Origin of the sequence: Mycobacterium simulans, assembly GCF_900232995.1 — a bacterium.
In the GTDB taxonomy this organism is placed as follows: Bacteria; Actinomycetota; Actinomycetes; order Mycobacteriales; family Mycobacteriaceae; genus Mycobacterium; species Mycobacterium simulans.
This window is the reverse complement of record NZ_OCVX01000003.1, coordinates 1,495,708-1,510,219: the sequence shown is the minus strand read 5'-3', so window position 1 is coordinate 1,510,219 and position 14,512 is coordinate 1,495,708. Positions and strand designations below refer to the sequence as shown.

Below are 14,512 nucleotides of genomic sequence, written 5' to 3'. Positions count from 1 at the left end.
GCATCGGAGACCGACAATTCACCGAGGCTGTAAATCTGCAGGAAAAGTGCGAGAAGGGGCCTGCAGAATTACAGTCTCGCGAAAATCAGACCATGGCGCGGCGGCCGGTCAACGCGCGGCCCAAAGTCAGCTCGTCGGCGAATTCCAGGTCACCACCCATGGGCAGCCCGGACGCGATCCGTGTCACCGTCAGACCGGGGATGTCGCGCAGCATCCGCACCAGGTACGTGGCCGTCGCCTCACCCTCGGTATTCGGGTCGGTCGCGATGATCACCTCGGTGATATCGACATCGTCGACCCGCTCACCGATACGGCTCAACAACTCACGAATTCGCAGCTGATCGGGCCCAATACCGGACAGCGGATCGAGTGCCCCGCCCAGAACGTGATAGCGGCCGCGGAATTCGCGGGTGCGCTCGACGGCCTGGATGTCCTTCGGCTCCTCGACGACACACACCACAGATGCATCTCGCCGGGAATCAGAACAAATTCGGCAACGCTCGTTGTCGGAGACGTTGCCGCAGACCGCACAGAACCGCACACCGTCACGGACCTTGGCCAGCACGACGGTCAGGCGGTCGATGTCCGACGGTTCGACCGACAACAGGTAGAACGCGATGCGCTGCGCGCTCTTGGGTCCGATACCCGGCAGCTTGCCAAGTTCATCGATCAGATCCTGGACAGGTCCCTCAAACATGGTGGTGCAGGTCAGACCCCCGGCGCGGGCGCCCCAGGCGGCGCAGGGGGCCTGGGCGGCATCCCCGGCGCTCCGGGCGCGCCGGGCGTACCGGGCGCACCGGGCGGGCGCATCCCCCCAGCCAGCGCCCCCAGCCGCTCCTGCGCCATCTTCGTCACTTGCTGGGACGCGTCGCGCATCGCACCGACGATCAAGTCCTGCAGGGTCTCGACGTCGTTGGGGTCGACGACCTTGGGGTCGATCGTCACCCCGATCACCTCACCGCTGCCTTTGACCACCACCTTGACCAAGCCGCCACCGGCTTGACCGTGCACCTCCGAATTGGCCAGCTGGTGCTGAGCCTCCAGTAGCTTCTGTTGCATCTGCTGCGCTTGAGCGAGCAGAGCCGACATATCGCCTCCGGGTTGCATGACAGTCCCCTAGCATCTTGGTCTCGAGTTGGTTTCGCCTGCGGTTGTCGGGCGATTTGAAACACCCAGCGTAGACCGCGCCGCGTTAGCTTTGCGCCGTGGACCTACGAGTGAGCCTGCGTGTCGGAATCGCCACGGTCGTCGGGGTGCTCGTCGCCGCTTCGATGCCGACCATCCCAACAGCGACCGCAGTCCCCTCCAACATCGCCGGCATGGTCGTGTTCATCGACCCGGGTCACAACGGAGCCAATGACGCATCCATCGGCCGTCAGGTGCCCACCGGTCGCGGCGGCACCAAGGACTGCCAGGCCAGCGGAACGTCGAGCAACGGCGGCTATCCCGAGCACACCTTCACTTGGGACACCGCATTGCGATTGCGCGCCGCGCTGAGCGCGCTGGGGGTACGCACCGCCATGTCCCGCGGCAACGACAACGCCCTGGGACCGTGCGTTGACGAGCGCGCCAACATGGCGAATTCGCTGCGGCCCAACGCCGTCGTCAGCCTGCACGCCGACGGCGGCCCCGCAACCGGCCGGGGATTCCACGTCAACTACTCATCTCCACCGCTCAACGCCGCGCAAGCGGGACCATCGGTGCAGTTCGCCCGCGTCATGCGCGACCAACTGCAGGCGTCGGGCATCCCGCCGGCGAACTACATCGGCCAAAACGGCCTTTACGGACGCTCGGATTTGGCCGGCCTGAACCTGGCGCAGTATCCGTCGATCCTCGTCGAATTGGGCAACATGAAGAATCCCGCAGACTCGGCGCTGATGGAGTCCCCCGAGGGTAGGCAGAAGTACGCCGACGCCCTGGTTCGCGGCATCGCAGGTTTCCTGGCCACTCAGGGCCAGGCGCGTTAGCGGAGCTAGCTTTCCAGTTCGTTCTTCAGATTCGCCAGAACCTCGGCCTGGATCTTCTTCAGTCCCAACGGTGCAAACGTCTTTTCGAAAAAGCCCTTGACGCCGCCCGCGCCGGTCCAGGACGTCTTTACAGTCACGCTGGATCCGGGTCCCGCGGGAGCCACCGTCCAGTTGGTCACCATCGACGAGTTCACGTCCTTCTCGATCACGGTGTGTCCGGCGACGTCGACGTTGACCTGCACGTCACGAACACGCGATTCGGTCGCCTGCAATCGCCATTTGGCAACTGTGCCCTGCCCGTGGCCGCCCTGAAGCACTTGGTATTCGCTGTAGTGCGAAGACAGGATTTTCGGGCGGACGTTTTCATAGTCGGCCACCGCGTCGAGTGCGGCCGCGGGCTCAGCATTGATCAAGATTGTGCTGGCTGCGCTTACCTGTCCCATCAGCTGCAACTCCTCTGCTGTGATCACGATTCAGCCCGCGCTCCCAATGCACGGTCTGTTGTCGAGGACTAGGGTATATGTGATGCCTGTCCCCGGATCCGCACTGGCTGCACACACGACCGGCGTCCAGCGGCTGCTGGCGAGTTATCGATCCATCCCCGCGACCGCATCTGTCCGGCTCGCCAAGCCCACCTCAAATCTGTTCCGCGCGCGCGCCAAAAGCGATGCACCCGGCCTAGATACGTCAGGATTGACGGGCGTAATCAGTATCGATCCGGACGCGCGCACCGCGGACGTGGCCGGCATGTGCACATACGAGGACCTGGTCGCGGCGACACTGCGTTACAGCCTGTCGCCACTTGTGGTTCCGCAGTTGAAGACCATCACTATCGGTGGCGCGGTTACCGGCTTGGGCATCGAGTCGGCATCGTTTCGCAACGGTCTGCCACATGAATCGGTGCTCGAGATGGATATCCTCACCGGCGCAGGCGAATTAATCACCGTATCCCCCGATCAGCACGCAGACCTTTACCGTACCTTCCCCAATTCCTATGGAACACTGGGCTATTCGACCAGACTCCGGATCCAGCTGGAACCGGTGATGCCGTTTGTGGCGTTGCGCCACATCCGATTTCGCTCGTTGACAGAGATGATCGCGACCATGGAACGCATCATCGACACGGGCGGATTGGATGGCGTAGCAGTGGACTATCTCGACGGAGTGGTGTTCGGCGCCGACGAAAGCTACCTCTGCGTCGGCAGGCGGACCACAACGCCCGGACCGGTCAGCGACTACACCGGACAAGACATCTACTACCGGTCCATCCAGCATGAGACGGGAATCAAGGAAGACCGGTTGACCATCCACGACTACTTCTGGCGGTGGGACACCGACTGGTTCTGGTGCTCGCGCGCGTTTGGCGCACAAAACCCGAAGCTGCGGCGCTGGTGGCCGCGACGCTACCGGCGCAGCAGCTTCTACTGGAAGTTGGTTGCCTTGGATCAGCGCTTCGGCATCGCAGATCGGATCGAGCACCGATACGGCCGTCCGGCCCGTGAACGGGTGGTGCAGGACGTCGAGGTGCCGATCGAACGGACCCGCGACTTCCTGGAGTGGTTCTTGGCCAACGTGCCTATCTCGCCAATCTGGTTGTGCCCGTTACGGTTGCGCGATCACCACGGCTGGCCGCTGTATCCGATCCGGCCCGACCGCAGCTATGTCAACATCGGGTTCTGGTCATCGGTGCCCGTCGGCGCCACCGAGGGCGGAACCAACCGGGCGATCGAGGAGAAGGTGGGTGAGCTGGACGGTCACAAGTCGCTCTATTCCGACTCGTTCTACACCCGCGAGAAGTTTGACGAGCTCTACGGCGGGGAGTCTTACAACACGGGGAAGAAAACTTATGACCCCGACTCTCGTCTTCTCGATCTCTACGCAAAGGCGGTGCAACGACGATGACGACCACCACGCCTCCGCACCCGTTCGGGAGCAAGCTCAGCATGGCTGAGATCCTGGAGATCTTTACCGCATCCGGGCGGCAGCCGCTGAAATTCATCGCGTACGACGGCAGCACCGCCGGACACGAAGACGCCGTTTTGGGCCTGGAACTCAAGTCCCCCCGCGGCGCCACCTATCTCGCCACCGCCCCCGGCGAACTCGGTATCGCGCGCGCCTACGTGTCGGGCGACTTGCAGACGCACGGCGTACATCCCGGCGACCCGTACGACCTGCTCGTATCGCTGACCGATCGGGTCGAATTCAAACGGCCGTCGGCACGGGTGCTGGCCAATGTCGTGCGCTCGATCGGCGTCGAGAATTTGTTGCCGATCGCCCCACCGCCGCAGGAGACGCCGCCCCGGTGGCGTCGGATTGTCGACGGCGTGATGCACAGCAAGACCCGCGATGCCGAGGCCATCCACCACCACTACGACGTGTCCAACACCTTCTACGAGTGGGTGCTTGGTTCGTCGATGACCTATACCTGCGCGGTCTATCCCAACCGCGAGGCGACGCTGGAAGAGGCCCAAGAAAACAAATACCGGCTGATATTCGAGAAACTGCGGCTGAAGCCGGGCGATCAGCTGCTTGACGTCGGCTGCGGCTGGGGCGGCATGGTGCGCTACGCCGCCCGACGAGGTGGCCGCGCCATAGGCGCCACGCTGTCGGCCGAGCAGGCCAAGTGGGCGCAGAAAGCCATCGAAGACGAAGGACTGAGCGAACTAGCTGAAGTGCGGCACTCCGACTATCGGGACGTGGCCGAGACCGGCTTCGACGCGGTTTCGTCGATCGGGCTGACCGAGCACATCGGCGTCAAGAATTACCCCACGTACTTTGGATTCCTCAAGTCGAAATTGCGCACCGGCGGCCTGCTGCTCAACCACTGCATTACCCGTCCCGACAACAAATCGACTTCCTTCGCGGGCGGGTTCACCGACCGCTATGTGTTTCCAGACGGGGAACTCACTGGCTCCGGACGCATCATCACCGAGATCCAGGAGGTCGGTTTGGAGGTGCTGCACGAGGAGAACTTCCGGCATCACTACGCGATGACACTGCGCGACTGGTGCCGCAACCTCGTCGAGCACTGGGATGAGGCGGTCGTTGAGGTCGGTCTGCCGATCGCCAAGGTGTGGGGTCTGTACATGGCAGCTTCACGGGTGGCCTTCGAACGCAACAACATTCAGCTGCATCACGTGCTGGCCGCCAACGTTGACACCTGGGGCGACGACAAGCTGCCGCTGCGGCCCTGGTGGACGCCCTAGCCCCAGCCTGAGCTGTCGCTAGCCGTCGATACGCCGGGCGCCGAGTTCGTTCTGCAATAACTCAAGCGCGACCTCTTCGGGGTCGCGACGCGGAGTTGACGGGTCGCTGCGGCCCGCTTCGGCCAGCATGCTTTCCTCTTCGTCGCGCCGAACGGAATCCACTTCGGGGGCGGGTTCTTCCACCTTGGGGACCGGAGCGCTTGGGGGCTCGGCCGTACCGGTCTCACACCGCACTCGCCAGTTGACGCCCAACGCGTCTTTGAGCGCTTCGGCGATAACGTCGGCGTTGCGCTGCTCGGACAGCCTCTTGGCCAGCGGCGCCGAATCGTGGGCCAGTACCAACGTATTGCCATCGAGCGCACGAACGGTCGCGCCCGCCAGCATCACCTCCGTGGTGCGGCTGCGCTGACGCACCTTGTCGCGCACTGTCGGCCACATGGTCCGAACCGCGGTCGCGTTGAGTTCACCCGGAGCGGGAGCCGGTTCGGGTGCTGGCGCCGCAGCCGGTTCCGGCACGGGCTTGGGTTTCGGTTCTTCGGGCGGCGCGGGTGCCCGCTGCTGGGTTGGTGGCTCGGCGGCAGCGGGCCGAGGCGTATCCGAAACAGGGACCGACATCGCCAGCCGGGTCTCGATCCGCTCGACACGTTGCAGCAGTGCCGATTCGGCGTCGCTGGCCGAGGGCAGCAGCAATCGCGCGCAGACCACCTCGAGCAGCAGCCGAGGCGCCGTGGCACCGCGCATCTCGCCCAGCCCGGCCTGTACCACCTCCGCGTATCGGGTCAGGGTCGCCGGCCCGGTCCGAGCCGCCTGTTCCCGCATCCGGTCCAGCACGTCCTCTGGGGCGTCCACCACGCCGCGGGATGCAGCGTCGGGAACCGCTTGCAGCACAATCAGATCCCGGAACCGCTCCAACAGATCGGTGGCGAAGCGCCTCGGATCGTGACCGGCATCGATCACCGATTCGACCGACCGGAACAGCGCGGCGGCATCTCCGGCGCCCAACGCATCGACCGCGTCGTCGATCAGAGCGACGTCGGTGGCGCCGAGCAGTCCCAGTGCGCGTTGGTAGGTCACGTGACCACCCTCGGCCCCAGCCACCAGCTGATCGAGCACCGAGAGGGTGTCTCGTGGCGAACCTCCGCCGGCCCGGATCACCAGCGGATACACCGCGTCGTCAACGACGACGCCCTCCTGCTCAGCGATCCGCGTGATCAACGCCCGCATCGTGCGGGGCGGCAAAAGCCGGAATGGGTAGTGATGGGTGCGCGACCGAATCGTCGGCAGCACCTTCTCCGGTTCGGTGGTGGCAAATATGAAGATGAGGTGTTCGGGCGGTTCCTCCACAATCTTGAGCAGCGCATTGAAGCCCGCCGTGGTCACCATGTGGGCTTCGTCCACGATGAACACGCGGTATCGCGACTGGGCCGGCGCGTAGAAGGCGCGGTCGCGCAGCTCACGGGTGTCGTCCACACCGCCATGGCTGGCGGCGTCCAGCTCCACCACGTCGATGCTGCCGGGTGCGTTGGGTGCCAACGACACGCAGGAGTCGCACGCACCACACGGCGTGGCCGTGGGTCCCTGTGCGCAGTTCAACGACCGCGCCAAAATGCGCGCCGACGACGTCTTTCCGCAGCCCCGCGGCCCGGAGAACAGGTACGCGTGGTTGATGCGGCCGGCCTCTAAAGCGATGGACAGCGGCTCGGTGACGTGCTCCTGCCCGACCACCTCGGCGAAGGTTGCCGGTCGATACTTGCGGTACAGAGCCACCTCAGCAGGCTACTTGGGCTGGGTGACAGCGGCCCGTCAGGGCATCGAGTGTGCGTCCACGGCATCTCGCGTGAACGCAGGGCGGGAATTCGACGGATTTTCCGGCCTCACCGCACGTTCGATGCCAGGTTGAGCGCTGACTCGGTTGCCGCCAGCAGCGCGCAGGTCGCCAGGCCGTCGACGGCGTTCCGCAGGTCCGGTAGTGACGGGAACGTGGGCGCGATGCGGATATTTTTGTCGTCCGGATCTTTTCGGTAGGGGAATGAAGAGCCCGCCTCGGTAACCGCGATACCCGCGTCCTTGGCCAGGGCGACGGTCCTACGCGCGGTGCCGGACAACACGTCGAGGCTAACGAAGTAGCCGCCCTTCGGCTCGGTCCAGGAGGCGATCTTGGAGTCGGTCAGCCGCCGATCCAGAATTTCGAGCGTCAGAGCAAATTTTGGCGCCAGTATCTGCTGGTGGCGCAGCATGTGCAGGCGTACGCCGTCGGCGTCGCCGAAGAAGCGCAGATGCCGCAGCTGGTTGACCTTGTCCGGACCGATCGTTTTCTTGCCGGCGTACTGCAGATACCACGCGATGTTGCCCAGCGATCCGCCGAGGAAGCTGACGCCGGCGCCGGCGAAGGTGATTTTCGATGTGGACGCAAACACATACGGCCGGTTGGGGTTGCCCGCCTTGGCGGCAAGCCCGAGTACGTCAATCTGGCGGACGAAATCCAGCGTCAGGGTGTGCACGGCATACGCGTTGTCCCAGAACAACCGGAAGTCGGGTGCCGCGGTCCGCATCTGGACGAGCCGTCGAACCGTTTCCCAGGAGTACGTCACTCCGGTGGGGTTGGCGAATACCGGTACCGCCCACATCCCCTTGATGGCTGGGTCCACAGCGACCAACTCTTCGATCAGGTCGACGTCCGGCCCGTCCGCCACCATCGGCACCGGGATCATCTCGATGCCCATCGTCTCGGTGATCGCAAAGTGCCGGTCATACCCGGGGACGGGACACAGGAATTTGACGCTCGGTTCGTCTTTCCAGGGCCGCGGCGAGTCGACGCCGCCGTACAACATCGAGAAGGCCACCAGGTCGTGCATCAACTCCAGGCTGGAGTTGTTTCCAGCGACCAGGTTTGGCACCGGGATGCCAAGCAGCTCCCCGAAGATGGCACGCAATCCGGGCAGGCCGTGCAGGCCGCCGTAGTTGCGGGTGTCGGCGCCCTCGGGGTCGCGGTAGTCGTCCCCGGGCAGGCTCAGCAGCTGGTTGGACAGGTCGAGCTGCTCCGGGGCGGGTTTGCCGCGGGGGAGATCCAGGGCTAGCTTCTTGGCCTGCAGCTCCGCATAGTCCTGCTGATGGCGGGCGTGCAGCGTCGCGAGCTCTTCAGGGCTGAGGGAATCGAACGCCACCACACGGCCTTTCGGTCCTACGCACAAGTACTGGCTCTGCCCCCCGACTAAGGGGACCCCGCGCACCCGACAGAGCCCATTGACCCTTGCTGCCTTCCGGCCCTGGGGGAGTTCACAGGATAAACGCCGCGCGGGGTCCATCGCGAGTGTAATACGGCGACTGAAAGACACCTGGCGGGGCTCAGCGGCTACCATGGCCACGGAGGATTCGCCTAGTGGCCTATGGCGCTCGCCTGGAACGCGGGTTGGGTTAACAGCCCTCGCGGGTTCAAATCCCGCATCCTCCGCAACCGGGTTCGCCCTGCCTTCAGGCGTGGGCGACCATGATGTGGGTTCTGGTGGCCTAGGCTGGCTTGATCTCACCAGCACAAGGAGGGGTATGGCGCGCAAGTGGGCCATCCTGTGGCACGCGTGGTTTTCGATTGGCGCCGGCATCCTCTTCTTCTATTTCGTATTGCCGCGCTGGCCTGAGCTGGTAGGCGACACGTCACACACGCTCGGGACGGCGCTTCGGATTGTGACGGGCGCGGTGGTCGGCCTGACCGCGCTCCCGGTGGTGTTCACGCTATTGCGCACCCGCAAGCCCGAGCTCGGAGTTCCGCAGCTGGCGCTTTCGATCAGGACCTGGTCGATCGTGGCCCATGTGCTGGCCGGGGTGCTCATCGTCGGCACCGCGATCAGCGAGATCTGGCTGAGCCTGGATGCTGCCGGACGGTGGTTGTTCGGGATCTACGGGGCCGCGGCCGCGGTCGCGGTGCTCGCGTTTTTCGCGTTCTACCTGTCGTTTGTCGCAGAACTGCCGGCGCCACCGCCCAAACCGCTCAAGCCGAAGAAGCCCAAGAGGCGGCGTATTCGCGGCAAGAAGCGCAAGGGCACCGACGAGACCGCCGAAGCTGCGGCCGAAGAATCCGAAGAATCCGAAGAATCCGAAGAGACCGAAGAGACCGAAGAGTCCCAAGATGCCGCAGAGACCGCGGAGTCCGAAGAGATCGAAGCGGAGGCCGGCGACACTACTTCGGAAGCCGAAACAGTAGCGCGGGCCGAGGAGACGTCCGACGAGCCAGCGGAGACAGAACCCGAATCGGCTACCGAAGAAGCACCGACCCCGGCCGAAGACGACGCGGAAGAAGACAAAGAGCCCCCTAAGGAGACCCCGGTCGCCGAGCAACCCCGACCTGCCTTGCGCAACCGTCGCCCAACCGGCAAGACGTCCCATCGGCGTCGGCGTACCCGCGGCGGAGTCGCTGTCGAGGAGTGACTAGCGGCGCCGCAGACGCTCCAGGTAGTCAGCGATTAGCTGCTGCGTCTGGTCGGCGCCCCAGAGTTCGCGGACTTCGCGATCGATGTCGGCAGAGTCACGGATCCGCGCCAAGGTTGGTCCGCGTAGCTGGGCCTTGGTGTGCCGGTAGGCATCGGCCGGAATGTCACCGAGGTCGGACGCCTCCGCTACGGCCGCCTCGATGAGACCCTCGGCGACGACGCGGTGCGCAAGTCCCCTGGCGACCGCCTCAGCTCCCCGATAATTGCGGCCACCGAGCAGCACTTCCTCGGCCTGGTCAGCGCACGCGTAGCGCATGACCTCCAACGCGGCGACGGGAAAAGGAACTCCGACACGTACCTCGGAAGCTCCGATCTGGGCATCGGGGCTAACAATTCGCCGGTCGCAGGCGCACGCAAGCACACACCCGCCTGCGATGGCGGCACCGTTGATCGCGGCCACCGTCGGCCCCGGATAGCCGAACATGGCCTCGAACGCATCCGAGAGCGCCGGGACCAGCCGATCGGTGTATTCGGCGCCGCCCTCGAGAACGCGGTTAAGGTCGACGCCGGCGCAGAACACCCGGCCGGCGCCGGTGATTGCCAGCGCACCACCCCCCGACCACGCCCGTTGACGGATGGCGTCGGTCAGCTCCCCCAGTAGCTCGACATCGAGGGCGTTCACGCGCCCCGATGAAAGGGTCAACACGGTCACCGATTGCACGGTCTGAATCTCAATCACACTGACAGCCTGGCACCGCGATATTTCGGAGATATTTGGGATCGGTAGCGATACGTGCGGTCTGTACTTACTCCCATGACGACGCCAACGGGGCGGCGCATGACGGAAGGAACTCCAGTGAATCGTGTTCTCGCGGCTGCGATCGGAACCATTGGCTGCGCATCGGCGCTGGTGGGTTGCTCCAGCGGCGGCCACACAGCCAGCCCGGCATCGAGCGTTTCCACCGGCGGTGGCGGCACTGTTGTCCAGGTTGGCGGAACTGACCTCCCAGGCTTGAACCCCGCGTCGGTCACCTGCGTCAAGCAGGCCGGCAAAATCAACATCGGCAGTGGCTCCACTGGAGGCCAGCAACAGGCGTTGGCGGTGGTGATGACCGACGCGAATCCTCCAACGGTCGATTCCCTGGCACTCGTTGTCGACGGCAACGCCCTGTCGGTCGCCGACAACATGGGCGCCAAGGTTGGCTCGGCGAAGGTGTCGGTGGATGGCAAGACCTACACCATCACGGGTCAGGCCCAGGGCGCCGACTTGAAGAACCCGATGGCGGGGATGATCACCAAGGACTTCAACATCAAGGTGACCTGCGGTTGATTGAGGGGTACTCCGGGCGGCGGGCATGCAGCGCATGTCCGCCGCTTCGGACTAGATCGACCGTCTGCGCGCCAGCCAAGCGGACTTATGATGCAGCGGTGTCGATCGCCGGCGACCTCGAACGTGCCCGCCGCCTTGCGTTCGCCGCCGACGAGGGCGGGGCTCGGGATCTCCTGCTGTCCCTGATCCCACAAATCGAGCGAGCCGATCGAGACGATCTGCTGCTGGAAGTCTTCGCGCAACTGGGCGAGATCTATCTGGCCCGAGGCGCGAATGATGGAGTGCAAGAATCCATCCGGCGCATTCGCGATTGTTTGGCCATTTACTCGGAAATTCTTGCCGGCAACATGGCTCATCCGGACAACCGGGCGGCCAGTCAGGTGCAGATGTCAGACGCCGAGATCGCGCACATGATCTGTCGATATTCGCGGCGGGCCCAGTTCCTGCAAACCGGCCTGGCCGCAGCTCAGGGTGACCATGAAGGCGCCGAGGCGGCACTGGCGGCGCTGGCCGACGACAGCGCATTACCGGAACTCGCCGACGAACACGCCTACCTGCTCACCTACGCGCGGATCCTGTGCGCTTCCGCGCTCTGCGACGACGACCTGCACGTGCGGTCACTTCCGTTGTGGCAGCAGGTACTCGACGTTATCGAAGACAACAAATCCGCCGACTTCCTTCGGGTTACCGGAGCCACCGCATACGGCAGATTCTGCGTCGAGACCGGACGACTGACCGAAGCCGAGCCCTGGCTGCGTCGGGCGGGCGCTCGTGCAGAGGCGAACGGGTGGGAATTGGCAACCGCTAGAACACAATTAGAGCGAGCGGCGGCACGATGGTCCGCGGGCGACCACGTAGCGACCGAGCAACTGGTGTCGCAGGCCTATCCCGTCATCGCCAAGTACGCCCGGGCTCACGACGTCTCCCGGTGCTGGCTGTATCTCGGTCTCACCCGGTTGGGAAGCGGCGCTTTGGAGGCCGCAGACCAGTGCTGGGAACAGGCCGAGAAGCATTGGCGCGAACTCGGCAAACCACTGCACCTGCACCGTATTCTGCTGCAACGCAGCTGGATAGCCATCTTTTGGGGTCGCTTTGCGGAAGCGGTGGAGATGATCGCCCAGGCACGGGAATTGCTCGACTCATCGCCACGCAGCAGTTGGCTGCAGTACGCCCAATTGGACAATCACCTTGGAACCGTCTGGCGCGCGGACGCTTTGACGGACTTGGGTTTGGATAGCGCAGGTGACCCTGACGAGACATTGCAGGAAACCGAAGCGCGGCACGCCGAATCGCTTGGCATCCTGCACGGCGCAGTCGGAACGCCGGAGTACTGGCGCGCCATGACCAAGCTCGAACAGGCCGCTGAACTCAAGGTGCCCGCAGCGCTGGCGGTCGATTCGGTGCGGTACTCGATAGCCGACGCCGACGCCAGATCGCGTTGGGCGGCCCAGGTTTCGGCGCCCATCCTGGCGAGCGCCTTCGCCGTCGCGTGGGAGTGGGAGAACACCGAACTGGTCAGCGAGCTCGTCGAATATCACAGCGCACGAGGTACTTTCAACACCGAACCGACGAGGCAGGAAGCAAGCGAGTGGGCATCGACGGCCACCGCACAGGTGATCATCGATACCACGCAGGCTTTGGCCGCCGCCGGACCGTTGTCGCGGGGAGGCAGTTCGCTAACGCGGCTCGGTCCGCTGCCACCGTTACAGATGCAACCGGACGCCGGGCCAATCATGAGTCACTATCGCGCACTGGCGTTTCAGCGATACGGCCGTGACGTCACTGCGGCTGAGCCCGCCTGGTCGACTTGGCCATGAGCGACCCGGACCGACCGACTCTGGTCCTGCGCTACGCCGACGTCGGCATCGCCACGTACGCCAGTTTGCGGATCGTCGGGCAGCCAGCAAGAACCGTCACCTGGCTGGTGGAGGAACCAATCCTGCTGGCGGCCATACAAGAACTGACCGGCGCCCTGCCCGAACCCCACGGCGGCGAGAGCCGGCGCGACGCCATCGAACGAGCCCTGGCCAGGGGGCCATTCGCAGCGCCGGACACCGAACTCACGGTCGCCTACATCCTGGGTGTGCTGCTGATCGGTCCGGCTGGGTGGCAGCTGCTGGCGGAGTGCGTCGCATCGCCGCGACCGGCCCTGTTCGTCTCCCCCAGCGCCCGGCTGGCACATGTCCCCTGGGGACTATTGGCGATGCCCAAATCCGGCCCGAGCAAAGAAGAATTGGTGCGAGCGCGCCACGAAGCCATTACTGCCAGCGGTACCGTTGCCGCCCGGATCCCGTGGCAGCTTGCGGATATCGGGGCACACACCGACGGCCATCGGCTGATGGAGTTGGTCGACGTGCTGATGGGGGTGCCACAGAACATCGTGCACGCGCCGCGAGCATCGGCGCGATGGGAAGCCCGGCACGACGGTCCACCGGTCCTGGTCCTGGATCCTCGGGTGCCAGGCCAGCGCCCGGACTCAGCGCTCGGGTCGGTGCTCGGCAGGCCGTCGGAGCAATCGCGATTGGCTCGCCACTTCGCCGAAGTGATGCAACACCGAGCGGTGCTACCCCAAGTCGACCAAGCGGTCGAGTTGTTCCGCCGCCAAGACGCCGACCGACGCTGGCTTGCTGAACTGCTGGCTCGGCATCCCAGCCGGCTGATGTATGTCGGGCACGCGAGTTCGGCCGACGGCGAGCTCGCCCAGGCGGATCGAGCTGCACTACATCTGGCTTGTACCGCACAGATTCCCGGAGACGCCGACGCCGTCGGTGACCACCGTCCGCTCACCGCGTCGGATCTGATGTCGCTGCAACTACCCATGCCACCGCGAGTAGCGTTGCTGGCGTGCGCATCCGGTGGCGACTACCGTTTCGACGAAGCGACCGGTCTGGTGGCGGCGATGATCCTAGGGGGCGCACAGTTGGTGACCGCCACCCTGTGGTCGTTACCCACCACGGCGGCCTATCGACAGTTCGCCACTGCTGGTGTCGATCTGACTGATCCCATGGCCGAGGTCGTTATCGCGGTGGATCGCGCACACGAGGCCGTCCAGGCCGGGTGTGCGGTGAATCGTTGGCAACGCGAGCAAATGCGGCGCTGGCGGGACGGGGCACTCACCGCCAGCCCGCTGTATTGGGGTGCGCTGGTCACCTTCGCTGTCGACGGCGCACGATGATGAATCAAACCAAAGTCAGACTTCTCGCGCGAACGGCCAAGACGTCGTCGGGTAGCGAAAGCCGTTCACGGGCAGCAGGATCGAACGCAACCAGCACGACCAACCCGGGGCGCAACATCGATGCCTCCGACTCTCCGTCGTCGTGCACCAACCGGCCCACGAACGTGTCTCCGTGCACACTGGCAACCTCGATCCAGATCTCCCGCTCGCCCGCCGTGCTGTCAGATTCTTCGGTGTCGACCACGGTGCCAACTCCAACGACAGGGCCGGTGTCGGCCGGTTGGCGGGGACCGCGGGTAAGCCGGCTGACGAAGAACACCGAGGCGGCAACCGCAAACAGCTTCAACTTGTTCATGCGACAAGCTTCGCGGTGTCGATTGGCTACCAAACCCAACTTTCGGGGTGTCACT

Annotated in this window: 14 protein-coding genes, 1 tRNA gene and 1 other RNA gene; 8 read left to right on the top strand and 8 right to left on the bottom strand. The window is 64.7% G+C overall.

The window, feature by feature from the left end:
* Positions 1–85: 85 nt before the first annotated feature.
* Positions 86–697, bottom strand: a complete 612-nt coding sequence (gene recR, locus MSIMFI_RS07595) for a recombination mediator RecR (protein WP_186245197.1) — start codon at positions 695–697, stop codon at positions 86–88.
* An 11-nt stretch (positions 698–708) separates the two neighbouring features.
* A complete protein-coding gene (locus MSIMFI_RS07590) occupies positions 709–1,107 on the bottom strand; it encodes a YbaB/EbfC family nucleoid-associated protein (protein WP_191496753.1) in 399 nt (132 codons plus the stop codon).
* A gap of 98 nt (positions 1,108–1,205) precedes the next feature.
* Here MSIMFI_RS07590 and MSIMFI_RS07585 point away from each other — a divergent pair, with 98 nt between their 5' ends.
* The gene (locus tag MSIMFI_RS07585) at positions 1,206–1,967 is read left to right on the top strand and encodes an Rv3717 family N-acetylmuramoyl-L-alanine amidase (RefSeq protein ID WP_186245201.1); all 762 of its coding nucleotides are present in this window, start codon (positions 1,206–1,208) and stop codon (positions 1,965–1,967) included.
* 5 nt (positions 1,968–1,972) lie between these two features.
* Here MSIMFI_RS07585 and MSIMFI_RS07580 read toward each other — a convergent pair whose 3' ends face one another.
* The gene (locus tag MSIMFI_RS07580) at positions 1,973–2,410 is read right to left on the bottom strand and encodes an SRPBCC family protein (RefSeq protein WP_191498069.1); all 438 of its coding nucleotides are present in this window, start codon (positions 2,408–2,410) and stop codon (positions 1,973–1,975) included.
* 82 nt (positions 2,411–2,492) lie between these two features.
* Between MSIMFI_RS07580 and MSIMFI_RS07575 the strand changes: the two genes are divergently transcribed.
* Positions 2,493–3,869 carry an FAD-binding oxidoreductase gene (locus tag MSIMFI_RS07575; RefSeq protein ID WP_191496752.1) on the top strand — a complete coding sequence of 459 codons (1,377 nt, stop codon included), beginning with the start codon at positions 2,493–2,495 and terminating at the stop codon, positions 3,867–3,869.
* Entirely contained in the window at positions 3,866–5,173 is a 1,308-nt protein-coding gene (locus MSIMFI_RS07570) for a class I SAM-dependent methyltransferase (RefSeq protein ID WP_191496751.1), read from the top strand. The genes MSIMFI_RS07575 and MSIMFI_RS07570 overlap by 4 nt, the downstream gene beginning before the upstream one ends.
* A gap of 18 nt (positions 5,174–5,191) precedes the next feature.
* Here MSIMFI_RS07570 and MSIMFI_RS07565 read toward each other — a convergent pair whose 3' ends face one another.
* From MSIMFI_RS07565 to ffs, 3 genes are all read right to left on the bottom strand, one after another.
* Complete coding sequence (locus MSIMFI_RS07565) at positions 5,192–6,940, bottom strand: DNA polymerase III subunits gamma/tau (RefSeq protein ID WP_191496750.1); 1,749 nt, start codon at positions 6,938–6,940, stop codon at positions 5,192–5,194.
* 107 nt (positions 6,941–7,047) lie between these two features.
* Positions 7,048–8,337 carry an aminotransferase class I/II-fold pyridoxal phosphate-dependent enzyme gene (locus tag MSIMFI_RS07560; protein WP_191496749.1) on the bottom strand — a complete coding sequence of 430 codons (1,290 nt, stop codon included), beginning with the start codon at positions 8,335–8,337 and terminating at the stop codon, positions 7,048–7,050.
* Between the two features lie 46 nt (positions 8,338–8,383).
* An RNA gene (gene ffs / locus MSIMFI_RS07555) (signal recognition particle sRNA small type) lies at positions 8,384–8,480 on the bottom strand.
* 58 nt (positions 8,481–8,538) lie between these two features.
* Here ffs and MSIMFI_RS07550 point away from each other — a divergent pair.
* Positions 8,539–8,624, top strand: a tRNA-Ser gene (locus tag MSIMFI_RS07550).
* 92 nt (positions 8,625–8,716) lie between these two features.
* On the top strand, positions 8,717–9,595 hold the full coding sequence (locus MSIMFI_RS07545) for a hypothetical protein (protein WP_191496748.1): 879 nt from the start codon (positions 8,717–8,719) through the stop codon (positions 9,593–9,595).
* On the opposite strand, the gene MSIMFI_RS27920 is transcribed toward MSIMFI_RS07545, so the two are convergent.
* Complete coding sequence (locus tag MSIMFI_RS27920) at positions 9,596–10,336, bottom strand: enoyl-CoA hydratase/isomerase family protein (RefSeq protein WP_224770110.1); 741 nt, start codon at positions 10,334–10,336, stop codon at positions 9,596–9,598.
* Between the two features lie 150 nt (positions 10,337–10,486).
* Here MSIMFI_RS27920 and MSIMFI_RS27915 point away from each other — a divergent pair, with 150 nt between their 5' ends.
* The 3 genes from MSIMFI_RS27915 to MSIMFI_RS07530 all read left to right on the top strand — a co-directional run bounded on the left by MSIMFI_RS27915 (position 10,487) and on the right by MSIMFI_RS07530 (position 14,102).
* Entirely contained in the window at positions 10,487–10,927 is a 441-nt protein-coding gene (locus tag MSIMFI_RS27915) for a lipoprotein LpqH (RefSeq protein WP_224770242.1), read from the top strand.
* Between the two features lie 98 nt (positions 10,928–11,025).
* Positions 11,026–12,744 (top strand): ATP-binding protein, encoded by a 1,719-nt coding sequence (locus MSIMFI_RS07535; RefSeq protein WP_191496746.1) that lies wholly within the window; start codon positions 11,026–11,028, stop codon positions 12,742–12,744.
* Positions 12,741–14,102, top strand: a complete 1,362-nt coding sequence (locus tag MSIMFI_RS07530) for a CHAT domain-containing protein (RefSeq protein WP_191496745.1) — start codon at positions 12,741–12,743, stop codon at positions 14,100–14,102. Before MSIMFI_RS07535 ends, MSIMFI_RS07530 begins: the two co-directional genes overlap by 4 nt.
* Positions 14,103–14,106: 4 nt before the next feature.
* Here MSIMFI_RS07530 and MSIMFI_RS07525 read toward each other — a convergent pair whose 3' ends face one another.
* Entirely contained in the window at positions 14,107–14,496 is a 390-nt protein-coding gene (locus MSIMFI_RS07525; RefSeq protein ID WP_191498068.1) for a hypothetical protein, read from the bottom strand.
* Positions 14,497–14,512: the final 16 nt, after the last annotated feature.

Bases quoted from the DNA above. Each gene is read 5' to 3' on its own strand.
- recR (WP_186245197.1), bottom strand. From the start codon at position 697: ATGTTTGAGGGACCTGTCCAGGATCTGATCGATGAACTTGGCAAGCTG.
- MSIMFI_RS07590 (WP_191496753.1), bottom strand. From the start codon at position 1,107: ATGCAACCCGGAGGCGATATGTCGGCTCTGCTCGCTCAAGCGCAGCAG.
- MSIMFI_RS07580 (WP_191498069.1), bottom strand. From the start codon at position 2,410: ATGGGACAGGTAAGCGCAGCCAGCACAATCTTGATCAATGCTGAGCCC.
- MSIMFI_RS07575 (WP_191496752.1), top strand. From the start codon at position 2,493: ATGCCTGTCCCCGGATCCGCACTGGCTGCACACACGACCGGCGTCCAG.
- MSIMFI_RS07570 (WP_191496751.1), top strand. From the start codon at position 3,866: ATGACGACCACCACGCCTCCGCACCCGTTCGGGAGCAAGCTCAGCATG.
- MSIMFI_RS07545 (WP_191496748.1), top strand. From the start codon at position 8,717: ATGGCGCGCAAGTGGGCCATCCTGTGGCACGCGTGGTTTTCGATTGGC.
- MSIMFI_RS07530 (WP_191496745.1), top strand. From the start codon at position 12,741: ATGAGCGACCCGGACCGACCGACTCTGGTCCTGCGCTACGCCGACGTC.